This is a genomic window from Sphingomonas sp. ACRSK (genome assembly GCF_022346685.1).
In the GTDB taxonomy this organism is placed as follows: Bacteria; Pseudomonadota; Alphaproteobacteria; order Sphingomonadales; family Sphingomonadaceae; genus Sphingomonas; species Sphingomonas molluscorum.
In genome coordinates this window covers 89,235-107,372 of record NZ_JAKRNR010000002.1, presented here as the reverse complement: position 1 = coordinate 107,372, position 18,138 = coordinate 89,235, and the positions used below count along the sequence as shown (strand labels likewise).

At 67.0% G+C, this 18,138-nt stretch carries 16 protein-coding genes; 11 read left to right on the top strand and 5 right to left on the bottom strand.

Features of this window, described 5'->3' with window-relative positions; all coding sequences use genetic code 11:
• The first annotated feature begins 92 nt into the window (after nucleotides 1-92).
• Nucleotides 93-860 (top strand): SDR family NAD(P)-dependent oxidoreductase, encoded by a 768-nt coding sequence (locus MHZ35_RS01755; protein ID WP_239434112.1) that lies wholly within the window; start codon nucleotides 93-95, stop codon nucleotides 858-860.
• A 211-nt stretch (nucleotides 861-1,071) separates the two neighbouring features.
• Here the strand turns inward: MHZ35_RS01755 and MHZ35_RS01750 are convergent, their stop codons facing one another.
• Complete coding sequence (locus MHZ35_RS01750; RefSeq protein WP_239434110.1) at nucleotides 1,072-2,592, bottom strand: fumarate hydratase; 1,521 nt, start codon at nucleotides 2,590-2,592, stop codon at nucleotides 1,072-1,074.
• Nucleotides 2,593-2,708: 116 nt separating this feature from the next.
• Between MHZ35_RS01750 and ligA the strand changes: the two genes are divergently transcribed.
• From ligA to MHZ35_RS01720, 6 genes are all read left to right on the top strand, one after another.
• On the top strand, nucleotides 2,709-4,838 hold the full coding sequence (ligA, locus tag MHZ35_RS01745) for an NAD-dependent DNA ligase LigA (RefSeq protein WP_239434109.1): 2,130 nt from the start codon (nucleotides 2,709-2,711) through the stop codon (nucleotides 4,836-4,838).
• Nucleotides 4,839-4,998: 160 nt separating this feature from the next.
• Nucleotides 4,999-7,512, top strand: a complete 2,514-nt coding sequence (locus MHZ35_RS01740) for a TonB-dependent receptor (protein ID WP_239434108.1) — start codon at nucleotides 4,999-5,001, stop codon at nucleotides 7,510-7,512.
• A gap of 134 nt (nucleotides 7,513-7,646) precedes the next feature.
• Nucleotides 7,647-8,756, top strand: a complete 1,110-nt coding sequence (locus tag MHZ35_RS01735) for a sensor histidine kinase (RefSeq protein ID WP_125960079.1) — start codon at nucleotides 7,647-7,649, stop codon at nucleotides 8,754-8,756.
• Nucleotides 8,753-9,556, top strand: a complete 804-nt coding sequence (locus MHZ35_RS01730; RefSeq protein ID WP_239434107.1) for a LytR/AlgR family response regulator transcription factor — start codon at nucleotides 8,753-8,755, stop codon at nucleotides 9,554-9,556. Before MHZ35_RS01735 ends, MHZ35_RS01730 begins: the two co-directional genes overlap by 4 nt.
• 75 nt (nucleotides 9,557-9,631) lie before the next feature.
• On the top strand, nucleotides 9,632-10,093 hold the full coding sequence (locus tag MHZ35_RS01725; protein ID WP_239434106.1) for a hypothetical protein: 462 nt from the start codon (nucleotides 9,632-9,634) through the stop codon (nucleotides 10,091-10,093).
• On the top strand, nucleotides 10,090-10,395 hold the full coding sequence (locus tag MHZ35_RS01720; protein WP_132881967.1) for a transcriptional regulator: 306 nt from the start codon (nucleotides 10,090-10,092) through the stop codon (nucleotides 10,393-10,395). Before MHZ35_RS01725 ends, MHZ35_RS01720 begins: the two co-directional genes overlap by 4 nt.
• 35 nt (nucleotides 10,396-10,430) lie before the next feature.
• Here MHZ35_RS01720 and MHZ35_RS01715 read toward each other — a convergent pair whose 3' ends face one another.
• The 4 genes from MHZ35_RS01715 to MHZ35_RS01700 form a co-directional block, all read right to left on the bottom strand.
• Entirely contained in the window at nucleotides 10,431-10,709 is a 279-nt protein-coding gene (locus MHZ35_RS01715) for a DUF3297 family protein (RefSeq protein ID WP_239434105.1), read from the bottom strand.
• A gap of 91 nt (nucleotides 10,710-10,800) precedes the next feature.
• Nucleotides 10,801-11,232 (bottom strand): hypothetical protein, encoded by a 432-nt coding sequence (locus MHZ35_RS01710; protein ID WP_125960084.1) that lies wholly within the window; start codon nucleotides 11,230-11,232, stop codon nucleotides 10,801-10,803.
• 203 nt (nucleotides 11,233-11,435) lie between these two features.
• A complete protein-coding gene (gene typA / locus MHZ35_RS01705) occupies nucleotides 11,436-13,274 on the bottom strand; it encodes a translational GTPase TypA (protein ID WP_239434104.1) in 1,839 nt (612 codons plus the stop codon).
• Between the two features lie 81 nt (nucleotides 13,275-13,355).
• Nucleotides 13,356-14,309 (bottom strand): hypothetical protein, encoded by a 954-nt coding sequence (locus MHZ35_RS01700; RefSeq protein ID WP_239434103.1) that lies wholly within the window; start codon nucleotides 14,307-14,309, stop codon nucleotides 13,356-13,358.
• A gap of 94 nt (nucleotides 14,310-14,403) precedes the next feature.
• On the opposite strand from MHZ35_RS01700, the gene MHZ35_RS01695 reads away from it, so the two are divergent.
• The 4 genes from MHZ35_RS01695 (at nucleotide 14,404) to MHZ35_RS01680 (ending at nucleotide 18,100) form a co-directional block, all read left to right on the top strand.
• Nucleotides 14,404-15,597, top strand: coding sequence for a toxic anion resistance protein (locus tag MHZ35_RS01695; RefSeq protein ID WP_239434102.1), 1,194 nt, complete (start codon nucleotides 14,404-14,406; stop codon nucleotides 15,595-15,597).
• Nucleotides 15,598-15,606: 9 nt separating this feature from the next.
• The gene (locus tag MHZ35_RS01690) at nucleotides 15,607-16,317 is read left to right on the top strand and encodes a hypothetical protein (RefSeq protein WP_239434101.1); all 711 of its coding nucleotides are present in this window, start codon (nucleotides 15,607-15,609) and stop codon (nucleotides 16,315-16,317) included.
• A gap of 65 nt (nucleotides 16,318-16,382) precedes the next feature.
• The gene (locus MHZ35_RS01685; RefSeq protein ID WP_239434100.1) at nucleotides 16,383-16,802 is read left to right on the top strand and encodes a VOC family protein; all 420 of its coding nucleotides are present in this window, start codon (nucleotides 16,383-16,385) and stop codon (nucleotides 16,800-16,802) included.
• A gap of 59 nt (nucleotides 16,803-16,861) precedes the next feature.
• The gene (locus MHZ35_RS01680) at nucleotides 16,862-18,100 is read left to right on the top strand and encodes an MFS transporter (protein WP_239434098.1); all 1,239 of its coding nucleotides are present in this window, start codon (nucleotides 16,862-16,864) and stop codon (nucleotides 18,098-18,100) included.
• Nucleotides 18,101-18,138 lie beyond the last annotated feature (38 nt).

Genomic DNA, 18,138 nt, shown 5'->3' with positions numbered 1-18,138 from the left:
CCGAAGCGCCCGCGGGGTGCGGCGCCGTGGGGGAACCGCGCCGCAACCTCGTCCATTGCAGAAATCCTGGCATGCAACGGACGAGGTCTACCATGACGGATGCACGCAGTTTCGAAAACAAGGTCGCGATCATCACGGGAGCCGCAGGCGCCATCGGCGCCGAGACGGCAGTGCTCATGGCGGAACGCGGCGCAAAGATCGTCGCGGTGGACATCGCCGGCGCCAATGTGGACGTGCTGAAGGAACGGATCGACGCGGATCGGCTGGTGATCGTGGAGGCGGACGTCAGCGACGAAGCGTCGGTGCGCAACTATGTCGAGGAAGCGAAGCGGGCGTTCGGCGGCCGCATCGACGTCTTCTTCAACAATGCGGGGATCGAGGGGCCGGTGAAGCCGATCGGCGATTACCCGCTGGACGCCTTCAAGAAGGTGATGGCGGTCAATGTCGACGGCGTGTTCCTGGGGCTGAAATACGTGCTGCCGGTGATGCTGGAGCAGGGCGGCGGCGCGATCGTCAACTCGTCCAGCGTGGCAGGGCTGAGCGGATCGCCGGGAACCTCCGCCTATAACGCCAGCAAGCATGCGGTGCTGGGGCTGACCCGCGTGGCGGCGATGGAGGTCGCCGACAAGAACATCCGGGTGAACTGCATCAACCCAGGCCCGATCCACAGTCGCATGATGGATTCGCTGGACGAAGGCAGCAAGGGTTCGGAAGCCGAACGTGCAAAGGCGCTGCCGGCGAAACGCTATGGGCGCCCCGAAGAGGTGGCGCAGCTGGTGGCGTTCCTCGTGTCCGACGCCGCGGGGTACATCAACGGCGCCTATCACCCGATCGACGGCGGCCTGCACGCATCGACGTAATCGCCCCGCCCTGTTGGGCTCCTGCTCAGGCAGGAGCCCAGGGTTTCGGGCGATCACGGGCGTTGCTCTGCTTGGCCCTGGATCCCTGCCCGCGCAGGGATACGGCTTGGGTGCAGGGTGGCGCCCCCTCGCGCCGCCATCCCAGCTGGGCCCCGGCCTTCGCCGGGGTACGGAAGAGCTTGGCGCGAGGGCCTCTTCCACCTGACCGGCGTCAGGCGTTTTCGAGCAGGCGTTCCTTGGCGATTTTCTCGCGCCAGACGAGCGGCGCGAGCGTGTGGACGTTCTGCCCCTCCGCATCGACGGCGACTGTGACGGGGAAGTCCTGCACCTCGAACTCGTAGATCGCCTCCATGCCGAGGTCCTCGAAGCCGACGACCTTGGAGCCCTTGATCGCACGGGCGACGAGGTACGCAGCCCCGCCGACTGCCATCAGATAGGCGCTCTTGTTTTCGCGGATGGCGTCGGTCGCAGCCGGGCCGCGCTCGGCCTTGCCCACCATCGCGAGCAGGCCCTGATCGAGCATCATGCGGGTGAACTTGTCCATGCGGGTGGCGGTGGTGGGACCGGCGGGGCCGACCACTTCCTCGCCGACCGGATCGACCGGACCGACATAATAGATCACGCGGCCCTTGAACTCGACCGGCAGTTCCTCGCCGCGGGCGAGCATGTCGGCGATCCGCTTGTGGGCGGCGTCACGGCCGGTGAGCATCTTGCCGTTCAGCAGCAGGCGGTCGCCGTGCCTCCAGGACTGCACCACTTCCGGGGTGAGCGTATCGAGGTCGACGCGCTTTGCCTCGGCCGAGGGCTTCCACTCGACATTGGGCCATTCGTCGAGCTTGGGCGCTTCCAGATAGACCGGACCCGAGCCGTCGAGGGTGAAGTGCGCGTGGCGGGTGGCGGCGCAGTTCGGGATCATCGCCACCGGCTTGGACGCGGCATGGGTCGGCCAGTCGAGGATCTTGATGTCGAGGATGGTGGACAAGCCGCCCAGCCCCTGCGCGCCGATGCCGAGCGCGTTGACCTTGTCGAACAGCTCGATGCGCAGCGCCTCGATGTCGTTCTGGGGGCCACGCTGCTTAAGCTGTGCCATGTCGATGGCACCCATCAGCGATTCCTTGGCGAGCAGCATCGCCTTTTCGGCGGTGCCGCCGATGCCGATGCCGAGCATGCCGGGCGGGCACCAGCCGGCACCCATCTGCGGGACCATCTCCAGCACCCAGTCGACGATCGAGTCGCTGGGGTTCATCATCTTGAACTTGGTCTTGTTCTCCGAGCCGCCGCCCTTGGCCGCGACGTCGACCGACACCGTGTTCCCCGGCACCATCTCGACGTGCATCACGCTCGGCGTATTGTCGCGCGTGTTGCGGCGGGTGAAGGCCGGGTCGGCCAGGATCGAGGCGCGCAGCTTGTTCTCCGGGTGGAGATAGGCGCGGCGGACGCCCTCGTCGACGACCTCCTGCAGCGAGCGGTTCGACTGGAGGCGGCAGTCCTGGCCCCACTTCACGAACACGGTGACGATGCCGGTATCCTGGCAGATCGGGCGATGCCCCTCCGCGCACATGCGGCTGTTGGTGAGGATCTGCGCGATGGCGTCCTTGGCCGCCGGGCTCTGCTCGGCCTCATAGGCCTGGCCCAGCGCGCGGATGTAATCCATCGGATGATAGTAGCTGATGAACTGGAGGGCGTCGGCGACGCTTTCGATCAGGTCGGCTTCGGTGATGATGGTGGTCATTGCGGGTCCATGTTGGGTTCGCGCCCCTATGCAACATGGGGGCGGCCACGAAAACCGCTGTCGCATCGACGTGCGCGCGCCTTGATCGGCGCGGCGGCCGTGCGTACCGACCGGGCATGGACCCGCTGCCCCAGACCGACCAGGACGCCGCCCAGGAGCTCGCCGCGCTCTCCGCGGAGATCGCGCGCCACAACCAGCTCTATCACGACGCCGATGCGCCCGAGATCAGCGACGCGGACTATGACGCGCTGGTCCGGCGGAACGCGGCGATCGAGGCCGCCTTCCCGCACCTGGTGCTGAGCGACTCGGCGGCACGGCAGGTTGGCGCCACGCCGACCGGGCACCTGGCCAAGGTGGCCCACGCGCGGCCGATGCTCAGCCTCGACAATGCCTTCAGCGACGAGGAGGTGGCGGATTTCCTGGGGCGGGTGCGCCGCTTCCTGGCGCTGGGTGCCGAGGCACCGGTGGTGCTGACGGCCGAGCCCAAGATCGACGGGCTGTCCTGCTCGCTGCGGTACGAGAACCGCCGGCTGGTGCGCGCGCTGACCCGCGGCGACGGCGCGGTCGGGGAGGACGTGACGGCGAACGTCCGCACCATCGCCGACATTCCGGAGACGCTGCCTGACGACGCGCCCGAACTCTTCGAGGTGCGCGGCGAAGTGTACATGGAGAAGGCGGCGTTCGCCGCGCTGAACGCACGGCTGCTGGCCGAGGCGACCGATCCGGCCAAGGCGCGGCAGTTCGCGAACCCGCGCAACGCGGCCGCCGGATCGCTGCGGCAGAAGGATGCAGGCGTCACCGCCACCCGGCCGTTGCGGTTCCTGATGCACGGGTGGGGCGAGACCAGCAGCCTGCCGGGCGAGGCCCAGGCTGCCGTGGTGGCGGCGATCGCCGGCTGGGGCTTTCCGGTCGCCGACAGCTTCGCGCTGACCCCGACGCTTGAGGAGGCGCTGGGCGTCTACCGCGCGATCGAGGCGCAGCGGGCCGACCTGCCGTTCGACATCGACGGCGTCGTCTACAAGGTGGACCGGCTCGACTGGCAGGCGCGGCTCGGCCAGGTCGGGCGCGCGCCGCGCTGGGCGCTGGCGCACAAGTTCCCGGCCGAGCGCGCGCAGACGACGCTGGAGCGGATCGACATCCAGGTCGGCCGTACCGGCAAGCTGACGCCGGTCGCGCGGCTGGAGGCGGTGACGGTCGGCGGCGTGGTCGTCACCAACGCGACGCTGCACAACGCCGACGAGATCGCGCGGCTGGGCGTGCGACCGGGCGACCGCGTGGTGCTGCAACGCGCCGGCGACGTGATCCCGCAGATCGTCGACAACCTGACCCGCGACGTGGCGCGCGAGCCTTGGGCGTTCCCAACCCATTGCCCGGAGTGCGGATCCGACGCGGTCGCCGAGGAAGGCGAGGTGGACATTCGCTGCACGGGTGGCCTCATCTGCCCGGCGCAGCGGGTCGAGCGCTTCAAGCACTTCGCGAGCCGCGGCGCGCTCGACATCGAGGGGCTGGGCGCGACGACCATCGAGGCGTTCGTGCGCGACGGGCTGCTGCATTCGCCGGCCGACATCTTTCGCCTGAAGGACCGGCGCGCCGACATCCTGGCCCGCGAGCGCTGGGCCGAGATCTCGGTCGACAACCTGCTCGCCGCGATCGAGGCGAAGCGGGAACCCGACCCCGTGCGGCTGCTGTTCGGCCTCGGCATCCGCCACATCGGCATCGTAACCGCGCGCGACCTGCTCAAACGCTATGCCACCCTGCCCGCGATTCAGCTGCTGGCCGACGAGATCATCGCGTTGCGCCAGGGCACGGCGCCCGTGGTCGGCGAGAGCGACCAGAAGTTCCAGGCGCGCGTCGACAAGGCGATCGCCGAGCACATCGGCGTCGAGAACGTGGGCGCAGCGGTGGGCCACGCGCTCGCCGACTTCTTCGCAGAACCGCACAATCGGGAGCTTTGGGCGGACTTGCTGGGCGAAGTATCGCCGCCCGCCTTCGTGCCGGAGATTCGCGACTCGGAAGTAACCGGCCTCACGGTGGTGTTCACCGGAACGCTGGAGACGATGTCGCGCGACGAGGCGAAGGCGCAGGCGGAGGCATTGGGCGCGCGCGTCGCGGGATCCGTGTCCGCCAAGACCGGGCTGGTCGTCGCCGGTGCGAACGCCGGCTCCAAGCTCAAGAAGGCGGCAGAACTGGGCGTCCGCGTGGTAAACGAGAGCGAGTGGGCGCAAATCGTTACGACAGCAGGGTAATTTCCGGGGAACCGCCAAGTGTGGCGTTTGTGCAACGCAACAAAAAGCTTTTGGTTCCCCCTCCCCCCATTGTCACAAAGCGGACATATGAATCGCCCACGGGGCGGCCAGACGGTGAACGGGCACCGCGTCTGAGCATCCGCTCACGATAGGGGAACACATGCGTACGAAGCTTTTTGCAGGCGCGGCTTTTGCTGCGCTGGTCATGCCGGCTGCTGCCTTTGCGCAGTCGACGGGCTCGCAGGATTTCGATGACAGCGGCGAGATCGTCGTCACGGGCAACCGTGAAACCGACGTCGGCGGTGTCGAAATCCCCGACTCGCCCAAGGCGAAGGTCGTGCTGAGCCAGGAGATCATCTCCCGCCAGACGCCGGGCCAGACCGTCAACCAGATCATCAACCTGGTTCCGGGTGTCAGCTTCACCAACAACGACCCCTTCGGCTCCGCCGGCGGCTCGTTCACCATCCGCGGGTTCGATTCGTCGCGTGTGTCGCAGACCGTGGACGGCCTGCCGCTGAACGACTCGGGCAACTACTCGCTCTATTCGAACCAGCAGATTGACCCCGAACTGGTTGAGACGATCAACGTCAACCTGGGCTCTACGGATGTCGACAGCCCGACCGCGGCTGCGGTCGGCGGCACCGTCAACATCAACACGCTGAACCCGTCCGAGGAAATGGGCGCATCGCTGGTTGCCAGCTACGGTGACATTGCCGCGGAAGGCGCCGGCTATCGTCCGTACCACCGCGTGTTCGGCCTGATCCAGACCGGTGACATCACCGGCGCCGGCACCCGGGCTTGGGTTTCGGCCTCGGTTGCGCGCAACGAAGCGAGCTTCGCCAACTACGGCAAGATCTACAAGCAGCAGTACAACGCCAAGATCCGCCAGGACATCGGCAGCAACGGCGACTTCATCGCGATTGCGGGCCACTACAATCAGAACCGCAACAACTTCGGTGGTTCGCCGCTGAGCGCGAGCGCGTTCGGCGACGACAAGAGCGTTCGCTTCTATGAGATCGCGGGTGGTTATCCGTGCCAGACCGACACGCCGCAGGCCGGCGTCGAGGATCGGACGAACAGCTGCGGCACCTCCTTCGAGCGTCGCTACAACCCGTCCAACACCGGCAACGTCCGCGTAAATTCGCTGTTCCACCTCGCCGAACAGCTGACGCTTTCGGTCGACGGTGCGTATCAGTACACCAAGGCCAATGGCGGCGGCACCAACGCTGCGCGCGAGCAATTCTACACCGCAGCGGGTACGAACCTCACCGGCACGTTCGGAGGCAACTACTACTTCGGTCGCGACCTGAACGGCGACGGCGACGTGCTCGACCAGGTGCTGGTCGGGAATCCTAGCCAGACGCAGACGGACCGTTACAACGCGATCGTCAACCTGGCCTATGACGTGAACGACACCAACCGCATCCGCGCCTTCTACGCGCTCGATACGGCGAACCACCGCCAGACCGGCGAAGCGACCGGTATCTATTCCAACGGTGAGCCGTTCGACGTCTTCCCGGTCAACGATCCGCTGACAGACGCAGCCGGCAACATCCTGCAGAAGCGTGACCGTGAGTCGGAGGCCACCCTGCACCTCGTCGGTGCCGAGTATCGTGGCAGCTTCCTCCAGGATCGCCTGACCGTGCTGATCGGCGGCAACTGGAAGTTCTTCAAGCGCGGCCTCCAGCAGAACTGCTTCACCACTGCAGCCAACGGCAACGTCGACTGCATCGCGGGCGGCGATGTCGCGGCCTATGCGGCAGCCAGCCCGTATGTAATCACGCCGGCGGGTCGTCCCACCGGTGCGAGGGCGCCGTTCTCGCGGGATCTCAACTACGACAAGTTCCTGCCGAACGTCGGCTTCACCTATCACTTCACGCCGGAGATCAGCGTCGGCCTGAACTATGCCAAGAACATCTCGGTTCCGAGCACCGACACGCTGTACAACTCGCTCTACGCGCCGGAAGGCACGGACGCGGCGAGCCCGGCTCCGGAAACCGCCGACAGCTTCGACCTGAGCCTCCGCTACACCAGCGGCAAGGTGCAGGCCTCGGTCACGCCGTGGTATTCGAAGTACAAGAACCGCATCATCTCGGCCTACAACCTCGACTGCGATTGCAACATCGACACCAACCTGGGTGAAGTCGAGAAGTACGGTGTCGATGCCAGCATCGCATACCGTCCGGTCCGTGAGCTGCTGCTGTACGCTTTCGGTTCGTACATCGGCTCCGAGATCAAGGACAACGTCCTCGCGGCGTCGTGCACGACTGCCGATCTGGCATCGGGCGCTTGCTTCACGGAAGGTGGCCAGTCTTACTTCGCGACGGCCGGTAACCGCGAGCGTGCGGCTCCCGAATGGCTGGCAGGTGCCCGCGTTCAGGCAACCCTCGGCAACCTCGATCTGGGCGCCCAGGCCAAGTACACCAGCGGTCGTTTCCTGAACGATACGAACACCTTCGAGGCAGACGGCTACACGGTCGTCGATCTCGACGCGCGCTACTCGCTGGCCGCCTTCGGCCTGGAGAAGACCGCGTTCCAGCTGAACGTCACCAACCTCTTCGACGAGTTCTACATCGGCTCGTTCAGCGGTGGCCTCAACACGCTGGGCACGGGCGCCTTCGTGAACTTCGGTGCGCCGCGCACCATCATCGGCTCGCTGATCGTCGGCTTCTAAGCCCTCGATCCGAACGCGACCTGAAAGCAGGCCGCCGTTCCCCATCCGGGGAGCGGCGGTTTTGCTTTTTGGCGGGGGGTGTGGTTCCCGCGCCCCTTCCCCGCGAAGTTGACCCGCAGTAAGGCGGCGGCACGATGGCTGCCGTGTCTTCCCTGTTCTCGCGCCCGTTCTTCGAAGAGAAGAGCCGCGCCTTCTGGATCCTGCAGGCCGCGGGGTGGAGCGGCTATCTGCTGCTGCGCACCGTCTCCACCGTGTTCAACGCGCCCAGCCTCAAGGTGGTGCTGGGCGTCATCGTGGAATCCATCGTCGGCTATTGCCTGACGCTGCTGATGTCGGTGCTCTACGGCAGCTATCGGCGCCTGCCCCGGATGTGGGCGATCATCTGCACGCTGCTGACGCTGTTCGCGGCCACACTGCTGTATGCGATCATCGAGACCTACACCTTCTCGCTGTCACGCGCCAACGCCCCGTCGACGGCGGTGCTGGACCTCTCGCTGCTGCCGGGGCTGTTGTTCCTCACCTTCACGGTGCTGGCCGGCTGGTCCGCCCTCTATTTCGGCATCAACTTCTACCTGATCGTCGAGCAGCAGACCCGCACCATGCAGGCGCTGGAGAACCAGGCGTCGTCGGCGCAGCTGGCGATGCTGCGCTATCAGCTGAACCCGCACTTCCTGTTCAACACGCTGAATTCGATCTCCACGCTGGTGCTGCTCAAGCACACCGAGCGCGCCAACATCATGCTGTCGCGGCTCGCCTCGTTCCTGCGCTACACGCTCGCCAACGAGCCGACCGCGCATGTGACGCTGTCGCAGGAGGTGGAGACGCTGAAGCTCTACCTCGACATCGAGAAGATGCGCTTCGAGGAGCGGCTGCAGATGCGGTTCGACATCGACCCGCGGGTGGCGAACGCCCGGCTGCCCTCGCTGCTGCTCCAGCCGCTGGTCGAAAACGCCATCAAATACGCGGTCACCCCGAAGGAAGAGGGTGCCGAGATCGCGGTTACGGCTCGGCTCGCCGGGGAACGGGTGCAGATTGGCGTTTCGGACACCGGCCCGGGCTTGAACGAGGCGTCGCGCAGGCCGACCTTATCGACCGGCGTGGGACTGGCAAACATCCGGGAGCGACTGGCGCAGGCATATGGTGAAGACCATCGCCTCGATACGCGGTCGATTCCGGGCAGCGGGTTCAGCGTCGAGATCGAAATTCCGTTCCAGGTCGAGGAACGCACGCGAGAGGCTGCATGACCATCCGTACCATATTAGTCGACGACGAGCCGCTGGCCATCCAGGGGCTGGAACTGCGCCTGCAGGCGCATGAAGACGTCGAGATCGTCGACAAGTGCGTCAACGGCCGCGAGGCCATCCGCTCGATCAAGACCCACAAGCCCGACCTCGTGTTCCTCGACATCCAGATGCCGGGCTTCGACGGTTTCTCCGTCGTCCAGGGACTGATGGAGGTGGAGCCGCCGCTGGTGGTGTTCGTGACCGCCTATTCCGACCACGCCCTGCGCGCGTTCGAGGCGCAGGCCGTGGATTACCTCATGAAGCCGGTGGACGACGCCCGCCTGGCCGACACGCTCGACCGCGTGCGCCAGCGGCTCAACGAGAAGCGCGGCCAGGCCGAGGTAGACCGGCTGAAGGAAGTGTTGGCCGAGGTGGCCCCGGAAGCCGCCGAGACGCTGTCGGACGGCAGCGACGGCGCGCACAATGCCAATCGGTTCGAGAAGCTGATCAACATCAAGGATCGCGGGCAGATCTTCCGCGTGGACGTCGACACGATCGAGCGCATCGACGCGGCCGGCGACTATATGTGCATCTACACCGGCGACAACACGCTGATCCTGCGCGAGACGATGAAGGACCTGGAGAAGCGGCTCGATCCGCGCCGGTTCCAGCGCGTGCACCGCTCGACCATCGTCAACCTGGACCTGGTGAAGCAGGTGAAGCCGCATACCAACGGCGAATGCTTCCTGGTGCTGGACTCGGGCGCGCAGGTGAAGGTGAGCCGCAGCTATCGCGACGTGGTGGCGCGCTTCGTCCACTGAGTTCCGGCGCACGGCGTCACTTGACGATGTGGAAAGTCGGTGTCACTTTCCACATCGGAAAGTGGAGAAACGCTGATGTCGCACCCTGATTCGCCTGATCCCGCCAGCGCCGCGCTGGCGCTTGCCGCCACCAATCGCGCCCGCTCCCGCATGGCCGCCGGCGATCTTGGTACCAGCTGGTACGCGCCCCTCTATGGCGTCGCGATTGGGGCGCTGATCGCCAGCTACGCGCTTCCCGAGCACCTGATCTCGATTGGGGTGGCGGTGAGCATTGTTGGCATGGCGCTGCTGTTCCGGTTCTGGAAGCGGCGCACGGGGCTTTCGGTGAACGGGTATCGCGCCGGCAGCACCCGCCCGACCGTGATCGCATTCGCGGTGCTGATGCTGGGCATGCTGATGGCCGGCGTCGTGCTCCGCTTCCGCCTGGGGGTCGTGTGGGCACCGCTGCCGCTGGGGGTGATCGGCGGGGTCGTGGCGACGCTCGCGAGCCGGCGCTTCGATCGGATCTGGCGCGAAGAACTGGCGGCGCCGCTGTGAGCGCGATCCCGGGCTATGATGCGGTGCTGAACGCCCCCGTGCGCCTGCAGGTCTGCGCGCTGCTGATCGAGGCGGAGGAGGTGGAGTTCGCCCGCATCCGGGAAGCCATCGGCATCAGCGAATCCGTGCTGTCCAAGCACGCGGCGCAGCTGGATGCGGCAGGCTATGTCCGGCTGCGCAAGGCCAGCATGGGGGGGCGGCAACGAACCTGGCTGGCGCTGACGACGCCCGGTAAGCAGGCGTTTCGAACGCATGTGGCCGCACTCACACGCCTGGCCGCCATGGCCGAGGCGGCGGAGTAACGCGCGGGCATCGCGACCCGCGCGCCCAGGATCGGTCAGCCCTGCTCGGCTTCGCCGGCCGCTGCCTCGTCCTCGTTGCCGGTCTGGAACCAGGCTTCCACCGGGCCGATCAGCTTGATCGTGAGCGGCTGGCCGTGGCGGTCGACCTTCTTGCCCAGGCCGACGCGGATCCAACCTTCCGAGATCGAATATTCCTCGACGTCGCGGCGCTCCACGCCCTTGAAGCGGATGCCGACGCCGCGCTCCAGCGCCTCGCGGTCGAAATGCGGGCTGCGCGGGTTGATCGAAAGGTGGTCGGGGGGTGTATCGCTCATGCGCGGCCGCATGGCGCAAAACCGCGCTCGCGCCAACAAAAAAAGGGCGGCGCGTGGCCCCTGCCCGCGCCGCCCTCCGATGGTGGCAGCGTCAGTTGCAGACGCGCACGCGCACCGGATAGCCGTAGTACGGATCGAAGCGCTGCTCGTCCCAGCACTGGCGGTGATCGCGATAGCGATAGGCGTAATAGCCATCGGCGGGATAATAGCCCCGCTGACGATAGTAGCGATCGTCATAGTCATAGGCGTAGCCGCGATCGCGGTAGTAGCGATCGCGATATCGGCGGTCGTTGGCGCTGGATGCGAGCGCTGCGCCCAGCACCACGCCGACGACACCGGCCGCAATCGCCGGACCGGCCGAGCTGCGCCCGCGGTAGCCCCGATAGCCGGGGTAATAGCCGTGGTAGCCGCCGTGCGGGTAATAGCCGCCGCGGTAGCGCTGGGCCTCTGCAGGCGCCGACGCGGTCAGCGCGGTGGCGGCAAGCGCGACGCCCAGCCCGGCCTTCTTCAACAAGGATTTCATCTCCGAACTCCTCCTCTCTCCTCGCGCCGGCCGTGACGAACATCACGCAACGGGCACGACAGGCAGGCAGTAGCGCGGATGCGCTGAACCAGGGGGTAACCCGTTGTTCAGCCAGGGTTTAGTCGGACAGCAAAAAGGCGCCGGATGCTGGTGCATCCGACGCCTCTTGCGTTGGTTCGCAGATCGCGAAGGCTAGGCCGGGATCAGGCCGCCTTGGCGCGCGAGGCGCGCTTGCGCTCGTGCGGATCGAGGTGGCGCTTGCGCAGACGGATGTTCTTCGGCGTGACCTCGACCATCTCGTCGTCGTCGATGTAGGCGATCGCCTGCTCCAGCGTCATCTTCTTCGGCGGGGTCAGACGGATGGCGTCGTCCTTGCCGCCCGAAGCGCGGAAGTTGGTCAGCTGCTTCGCCTTCATCGGGTTGACCTCGAGGTCATCCGTCTTGGCGTTCTCGCCGATGATCATGCCCTCGTAGAGGGTCTCGCCGTGGCCGACGAACAGGATGCCGCGGTCCTCGAGCGGACCGAGCGCATAGCCCTGGGCCTCGCCGGCGCCGTTGGAGATCAGCACGCCGTTCTTGCGACCCTCGATCGTGCCCTTGAATGGACCATAGCGCTCGAACAGGCGGTTCATGATGCCGGTGCCGCGCGTGTCGGACAGGAATTCGCCGTGGTAGCCGATGAGGCCGCGCGACGGTGCCGAGAAGGTGATGCGGGTCTTGCCGCCACCCGACGGACGCATGTCCGTCATCTCGGCCTTGCGCTGGTTCATCTTGTCGACGACCGTGCCCGAGAACTCGTCGTCCACGTCGATCACCACCGTCTCGTACGGCTCGGTCTTGGCGCCGTTCTCGTCGGTGCCGAACAGCACGCGCGGACGGCTGATGCCGAGCTCGAAGCCCTCACGGCGCATCGTCTCGATCAGCACGCCCAGCTGAAGCTCGCCGCGTCCGGCGACTTCGAAGCTGTCGCGGTCCTCGCTCTCGGTGACCTTGATGGCGACGTTGGACTCGGCCTCACGCTCCAGACGATCGCGGATCATGCGGCTGGTGACCTTCGAACCCTCACGGCCCGCGAGCGGCGAGTCGTTGACGGCGAAGCGCATCGACAGCGTCGGCGGATCGATCGGCTGCGCCTGGATCGCCTCGGTCACCGACGGATCGGCGATGGTGTTCGACACGGTCGCGACGGTGAGACCCGCGAGCGAGATGATGTCGCCTGCCTTAGCCTCTTCGGTCGGCACGCGCTCCAGGCCCTGGAAGGTCATGATCTTGGAGGCGCGGCCGGTCTCGATCACGTTGCCCGCCATGTCGAGCGCGTGGATCGGCTGGTTGAGCTTCACCGTGCCCGACTGGACGCGGCCGGTGAGGATGCGGCCCAGGAAGTTGTCGCGATCGAGCAGCGTCACCAGGAAGCTGAACGGTGCGTCGACGTCGAGGTTCGGCGCCGGCACGTGGCTGACGATCTTTTCGAACAGCGGGATCAGCGTGCCTTCGCGCGCATCGGGGTTGTCCGAGGCATAGCCGTTGCGGCCCGAGGCGTAGAGCACGGGGAAATCGAGCTGCTCGTCGGTGGCGTCGAGCGACACGAACAGGTCGAACACCTCGTCCAGCACTTCCTGCACACGGCTGTCCGAACGATCGATCTTGTTGACGACGACGATCGGCTTCAGGCCGAGCTTCAGCGCCTTGCCGGTCACGAACTTCGTCTGCGGCATCGCGCCTTCCGACGAGTCGACCAGCAGGATCACGCCGTCGACCATCGAGAGGATGCGCTCCACCTCACCGCCGAAGTCGGCGTGGCCGGGCGTGTCGACGATGTTGATGCGCACCGGCTCGCCGCCGCTCGGAGGCGCCCATTCGACCGAGGTCGGCTTGGCGAGAATGGTGATCCCGCGCTCCTTCTCGAGGTCGTTCGAGTCCATCGCGCGCTCTTCCACGCGCTGGTTGTCGCGGAAGGTGCCCGACTGGCGGAACAGCTGGTCGACAAGGGTGGTTTTGCCATGATCGACGTGCGCGATGATGGCGATGTTGCGCAGGCTCATTCAATTTCCCGGAAAGTGGCCGACGCAGTGCGCGGGCGGTTTCGGCGCGGCCCTTAGCTTATTTCGTGCGCCGCGGAAAGGTCATTCGACGAAGCGGCCGCCGTCGAGCACGGCCAGCGGATCGGAAATCGTCAACATCTCTTCCAGCGCGCGGCGCTTGTCGGGCTGGCGTGCATACCAGCGCTCCCAGATCCGCTGCCCCATCCAGTATCCGGCTTCGCCAGGCCAGCCCTCGGGCGCGCTGCTATAGTTCCCGACCCAACGATGCATCGCGACCTCGGCGGGCGAGCCGCGCGCCGGATCGCCCTTGGTGTCGGCGGTGGTCGCCAGGTCGGCCTTGAGCATCTGCCAGAGCGCGGCCTCGCGGGCGCTGCCCCAGGCCGCGCGCTTCGGGTCCATCTCGGTACCGGTCGCCAGCGCGGCGATGAAGTCGGCCGCGCCCTCGGCCAGCACGGCGCGCAGCAGCGGTCCGCCTGGCGACGGCTCGCCGCCGTCCCGCTGCAACGCGTGGACGGTTTCATGCGCATAGAATTGCCGGAGCACCGCGCGCAGCGCCTCGGGACTGCCGGCGATCCTGCACAGCGTCTCCAGTCCGAGCACCTGCATGCCAGGCGCTGCGGTTCCGCCGGAGTTGTCCGCCCCCACCACCAGGTAGATGCGTGGGAGTGGCCGGCCCGGGAACAGGCCACTCAGCGCGAGATAGGTGGCGCGAAGCTCCGGCGTCGTGCCCTTGACGACCGGCAGGCATTCCCGAACCGCTTCGGTATAGAGGCCGCGCTTGGCGGCGACGGTGCGCGCCAGATGGGCGGCATCGCGGATGCGACCGGGGGTGAACACCCGCACGCCTTCGCTCGCGCCATCCAGATAGTCGCGCTGGATCTGCTCGGCCGTCAGCGGGCCTTCCGTGCGCGCGAGCAACGCCGCAAAGCGATCGGCATCGCCGGTCTCGATTTCCGCGGTCAGCGGGTCGACAGCAGGCGGCGGGACTTCCACTTGGCCGAGCGCAAGCGCGGCCCCGATCAGCAACTTCAGCAACGTACTCCCCTTGGGCGATGCGTGTTATTTGCCTGATACACTTGCACGGCCGCGGCAAGCAACTATCCTCAAGGGACCAAGCACAGGAGACGATATGGCGACGCAGGTGGCGGAACAGGAGCTGAAACTCGAAGCGCCGGATCCCGTGCCCGCCGTGACGCCTGCCAAGGCTGCCGGGCTGGTGCCGGTGGACGACAAGAAGAAGTCGGAGCTGGAGACCCGCGTCGACAGCTTCATCGAGGACCTGATCGCGCAGGACGTGAACTCGCCCGAATTCGGCAAGCGGGTGGACGCGATCACCAACATGGGCGCGCGCGAGATCCGCGAGGCGGCGGGCCAGTCAAACCGCTTCCTGGACCGGCCGGTGAAGGCGATGGACCGCGAGCACGGCGTCGGTGCCGACCTCGCCCAGCTGCGCCGCACGATCGAGGACCTGGATCCCGGCAAGCAGGGCAATCTGCTGGCGCCGAAGAAGCTGTTCGGCATCCTGCCGTTCGGCAACAAGATGCGCGACTATTTCGACAGCTACAAAAGCTCGCAGACCCACATCGCGCAGATCCTGAAGAGCCTGCAGTCCGGCAAGGACGAGCTGCTGATGGACAATGCCGCGATCGACGTGGAGCGGCAGAACCTGTGGGCCGCGATGGGCCGGCTGGAGCAGATGATCTATCTGTCCAAGGAGATGGATCGCAAGCTGGAGGATCGCGCCAACGACCTGGACCACACCGATCCGGCCAAGGCCAAGGCGATCCGCGAGACGGCGCTGTTCTACGTGCGCCAGCGTACCCAGGATCTGCTGACGCAAATGGCGGTGACGGTGCAGGGCTATCTGGCGCTCGACCTGGTCAAGAAGAACAACGTCGAGCTGGTGAAGGGCGTCGACCGCGCCTCTACCACCACGGTCGGCGCGCTGCGCACGGCGGTGACGGTGGCGCAGGCGCTCACCAACCAGAAGCTGGTGCTCGAACAGATCACCGCGCTCAACACCACGACCGCGAACATCATCGATTCGACGGGCAAGCTGCTCAAGTCGCAGACCGCGCAGATCCACGAGCAGGCGGCGGCCTCCACCATCCCGGTCGAGACGCTGCAGCGCGCGTTCCAGAACATCTATGACACGATGGACGCGATCGACGTGTTCAAGCTGAAGGCGCTCGACAGCATGAAGACGACGGTCAACACGCTGTCCAACGAGGTCGAGCGGTCGAAGGGCTATATCGCCCGGGCCGAAGGCGCCGCGCAGAACGCCGGCGGCGGCGGCGAGACCTTCAAGCTCGAGGCGCTGTAAGGAACCGCCATGCAGAGCGAAGTCGACCACCAGATCGCCCGATCGACCGAAGTGCTGGAGCGATCGCGCGATCGCTATCGCGGCAGCGCGCAGCGCGTGAAGCGCAGGCGCGAGGCCGAGGTGCTGCGGCGGCTGGGCCGCATCGCCGCGGCCGACCTCGCGATCCTGATCGGGGCGCTGGTGGTCGGCTGGTTCGTGCCGCTGGGGATCGGCGGGGCGATGCTGGTGATGGCGCTGCTCATCGCCGCCACCGCGCTGTTCGCGATCTTCCCGGTCGTGAAGGCGGCCACGCCCGAGACGTTCGCGACCGCGCCGCTAAAGGCATTGCCGCAGCAGACCGAGCGCTGGCTGGAGACGCAGCGCCCTGCCCTGCCCGCGCCGGCACGTACGCTGACCGACTCGATCGGCGTGCGGCTCGATACGCTCAGCCAGCAGCTGGGGGCGCTCGACGAGCGCGAGCCGGCCGCGGCCGAGGTGCGCAAGCTGGTGGGCGAGCAGCTGCCCGAGCTGGTGCGCGGCTACCAGCGCGTGCCCGAGCCGCTGCGCCGGGTGGAGCGCAACGGCCGCACCCCCGACGACCAGCTGGTCGAGGGGCTGAAGCTGATCGACGAGGAGATCGCCGACATGAGCCGCCAATTGGCGCAGGGCGACCTGGACAGCCTGGCGACGCGCAACCGCTACCTCCAGATCAAGTATCGGGACGACGAGACGCTGGCGTAGCAGCCAGGAAGAGGCGTAGCATCGCGTCCGAGGCGGGCCTGCGCCCGCTTTCGAGGAGAGTCGCGATGACGGTGCGTCCTGCCTTGATCCCGGTGCTGCGCTATGCCGATGCCATGAGGGCGATCGACTTCCTGTGCACGGCCTTCGGCTTTGTGCGCCATGCCGTATACAGCGACGTGGACACCTCCCGAGTGGACCATGCCGAGCTGGTGTGGGCGGGGCAGATGATCATGGTGTCGTCTGCGATCGACACGCCCTTTGCACAGGCGGCGCGCATGCGCACGGCTGCCGAGGCGGGCTGCGTGACCCAGTCGCTCTACCTGGTGGTGGACGATGTGGACGGCCATGCCGCGACGGCTGCGGCTGCGGGTGCCGAGATCTTCCTGCCGCCCGAGGACCAGCCCTATGGCGGCCGCAGCTACAGCGCCCGCGATCCCGAGGGGAACGCCTGGACGTTTGGCAGCTACGATCCCTATGCGGGCTGAGGCCGGCTGATCCGCAGCTCAGATTGGACAGAGGGGCCGGGCCGGCCCACATGGCGGGCGTGACCGATACCGTTCTTCTGGAAGCGCCCGACACCGACCCGCCCCGCCAGCCGCAATGGACGGCATATGGGACGCCGGCTTACCGCCGCATCAGCCTGGCGCTGTTCCTTGCCGGGTTCGCCACCTTTTCGCTGATCTACTGCGTGCAGCCGCTGCTGCCGGAGTTCGCGCGCGATTTCGGCGTGGCGCCGGGGATTGCATCGCTGGCGCTGTCGCTGACCACCGGCCTGCTGGCGCTGGCGATCTTCGTGGCGGGCGCCTTTTCACAGATGGTGCCCAGGCGCGGGCTGATGTTCGCGTCGATGGCGGGAGCGGCCGTGCTCAACCTTGCCGCGGCGCTGACGCCGAGCTTCTCCCTGCTGCTCGCGGCGCGCGCGCTGGTGGGGCTCGTGCTGGGCGGCGTGCCGGCGGTGGCGATGGCCTATCTGGCCGAGGAGATCGAGCCCGCCCACCTGGGGCGCGCCATGGGCCTCTATGTCGCGGGTACCGCCTTTGGCGGGATGATGGGGCGCGTCGGCATGGGGCTGGCGACGGACCTTGCGAGCTGGCGCGGGGCAATGGGGTTGCTGGGCGGGCTCGACCTAGCGGCGGCGGTGGGCTTTGCGCTCCTGTTGCCGGCATCGCGCAACTTCGCGGTGGTGCGGGGCTTTGACCTTCGCTTTCACCTCAGTACGTGGGGAACGCATCTGCGCGACCCGCGGCTGCTGCGGCTGTTCACCCTCGCCTTCCTGCTGATGAGCGTGTTCGTGGCGCTGTTCAACTATGCGGGCTTCCGGCTGGCAGCCGCGCCCTATCACCTGGGGCAGACGGCGAGCAGCATGATCTTCCTGACCTATGCGCTGGGGATGGTCGCCTCCTCCAGCGCGGGGCGGCTGGCGGACCGGCATGGCCGCGCGCGGACGCTGGGCGTGGGGCTGGCGTTGCTGCTCGCCGGGATCGCCCTGACCCTGTCGGCGAGCCTGGAGTGGATCGTGGCCGGCATCACGCTGCTGACGATCGGCTTCTTCATCGGCCATTCGGTCGCGAGCGGCTGGGTCGGGCGCGTGGCGCAGGGGGCCAAGGGGCATGCGGCATCGCTGTACCTGCTGTTCTACTATGTCGGGTCGAGCGTGACCGGGACGCTGGGCGGCTGGTTCTGGGAGCATGGCGGATGGCATGCGCTTGCGGCGCTGACGGCGGTGCTGACGCTGCTAGGGTTTTGGGTGCTGGTGTCGCTGGCGCGGTCTAGCCGGGCGTAGGCACGCCCGAACCGGGCGGGGTCGTTGCTCCTTAGCTG

Bases quoted from the DNA above. Each gene is read 5' to 3' on its own strand.
- MHZ35_RS01735 (WP_125960079.1), top strand. From the start codon at position 7,647: ATGGCTGCCGTGTCTTCCCTGTTCTCGCGCCCGTTCTTCGAAGAGAAG.
- MHZ35_RS01710 (WP_125960084.1), bottom strand. From the start codon at position 11,232: ATGAAATCCTTGTTGAAGAAGGCCGGGCTGGGCGTCGCGCTTGCCGCC.
- MHZ35_RS01685 (WP_239434100.1), top strand. From the start codon at position 16,383: ATGACGGTGCGTCCTGCCTTGATCCCGGTGCTGCGCTATGCCGATGCC.
- MHZ35_RS01715 (WP_239434105.1), bottom strand. From the start codon at position 10,709: ATGAGCGATACACCCCCCGACCACCTTTCGATCAACCCGCGCAGCCCG.
- typA (WP_239434104.1), bottom strand. From the start codon at position 13,274: ATGAGCCTGCGCAACATCGCCATCATCGCGCACGTCGATCATGGCAAA.
- MHZ35_RS01730 (WP_239434107.1), top strand. From the start codon at position 8,753: ATGACCATCCGTACCATATTAGTCGACGACGAGCCGCTGGCCATCCAG.
- MHZ35_RS01725 (WP_239434106.1), top strand. From the start codon at position 9,632: ATGTCGCACCCTGATTCGCCTGATCCCGCCAGCGCCGCGCTGGCGCTT.
- ligA (WP_239434109.1), top strand. From the start codon at position 2,709: ATGGACCCGCTGCCCCAGACCGACCAGGACGCCGCCCAGGAGCTCGCC.
- MHZ35_RS01755 (WP_239434112.1), top strand. From the start codon at position 93: ATGACGGATGCACGCAGTTTCGAAAACAAGGTCGCGATCATCACGGGA.
- MHZ35_RS01750 (WP_239434110.1), bottom strand. From the start codon at position 2,592: ATGACCACCATCATCACCGAAGCCGACCTGATCGAAAGCGTCGCCGAC.
- MHZ35_RS01695 (WP_239434102.1), top strand. From the start codon at position 14,404: ATGGCGACGCAGGTGGCGGAACAGGAGCTGAAACTCGAAGCGCCGGAT.
- MHZ35_RS01740 (WP_239434108.1), top strand. From the start codon at position 4,999: ATGCGTACGAAGCTTTTTGCAGGCGCGGCTTTTGCTGCGCTGGTCATG.
- MHZ35_RS01690 (WP_239434101.1), top strand. From the start codon at position 15,607: ATGCAGAGCGAAGTCGACCACCAGATCGCCCGATCGACCGAAGTGCTG.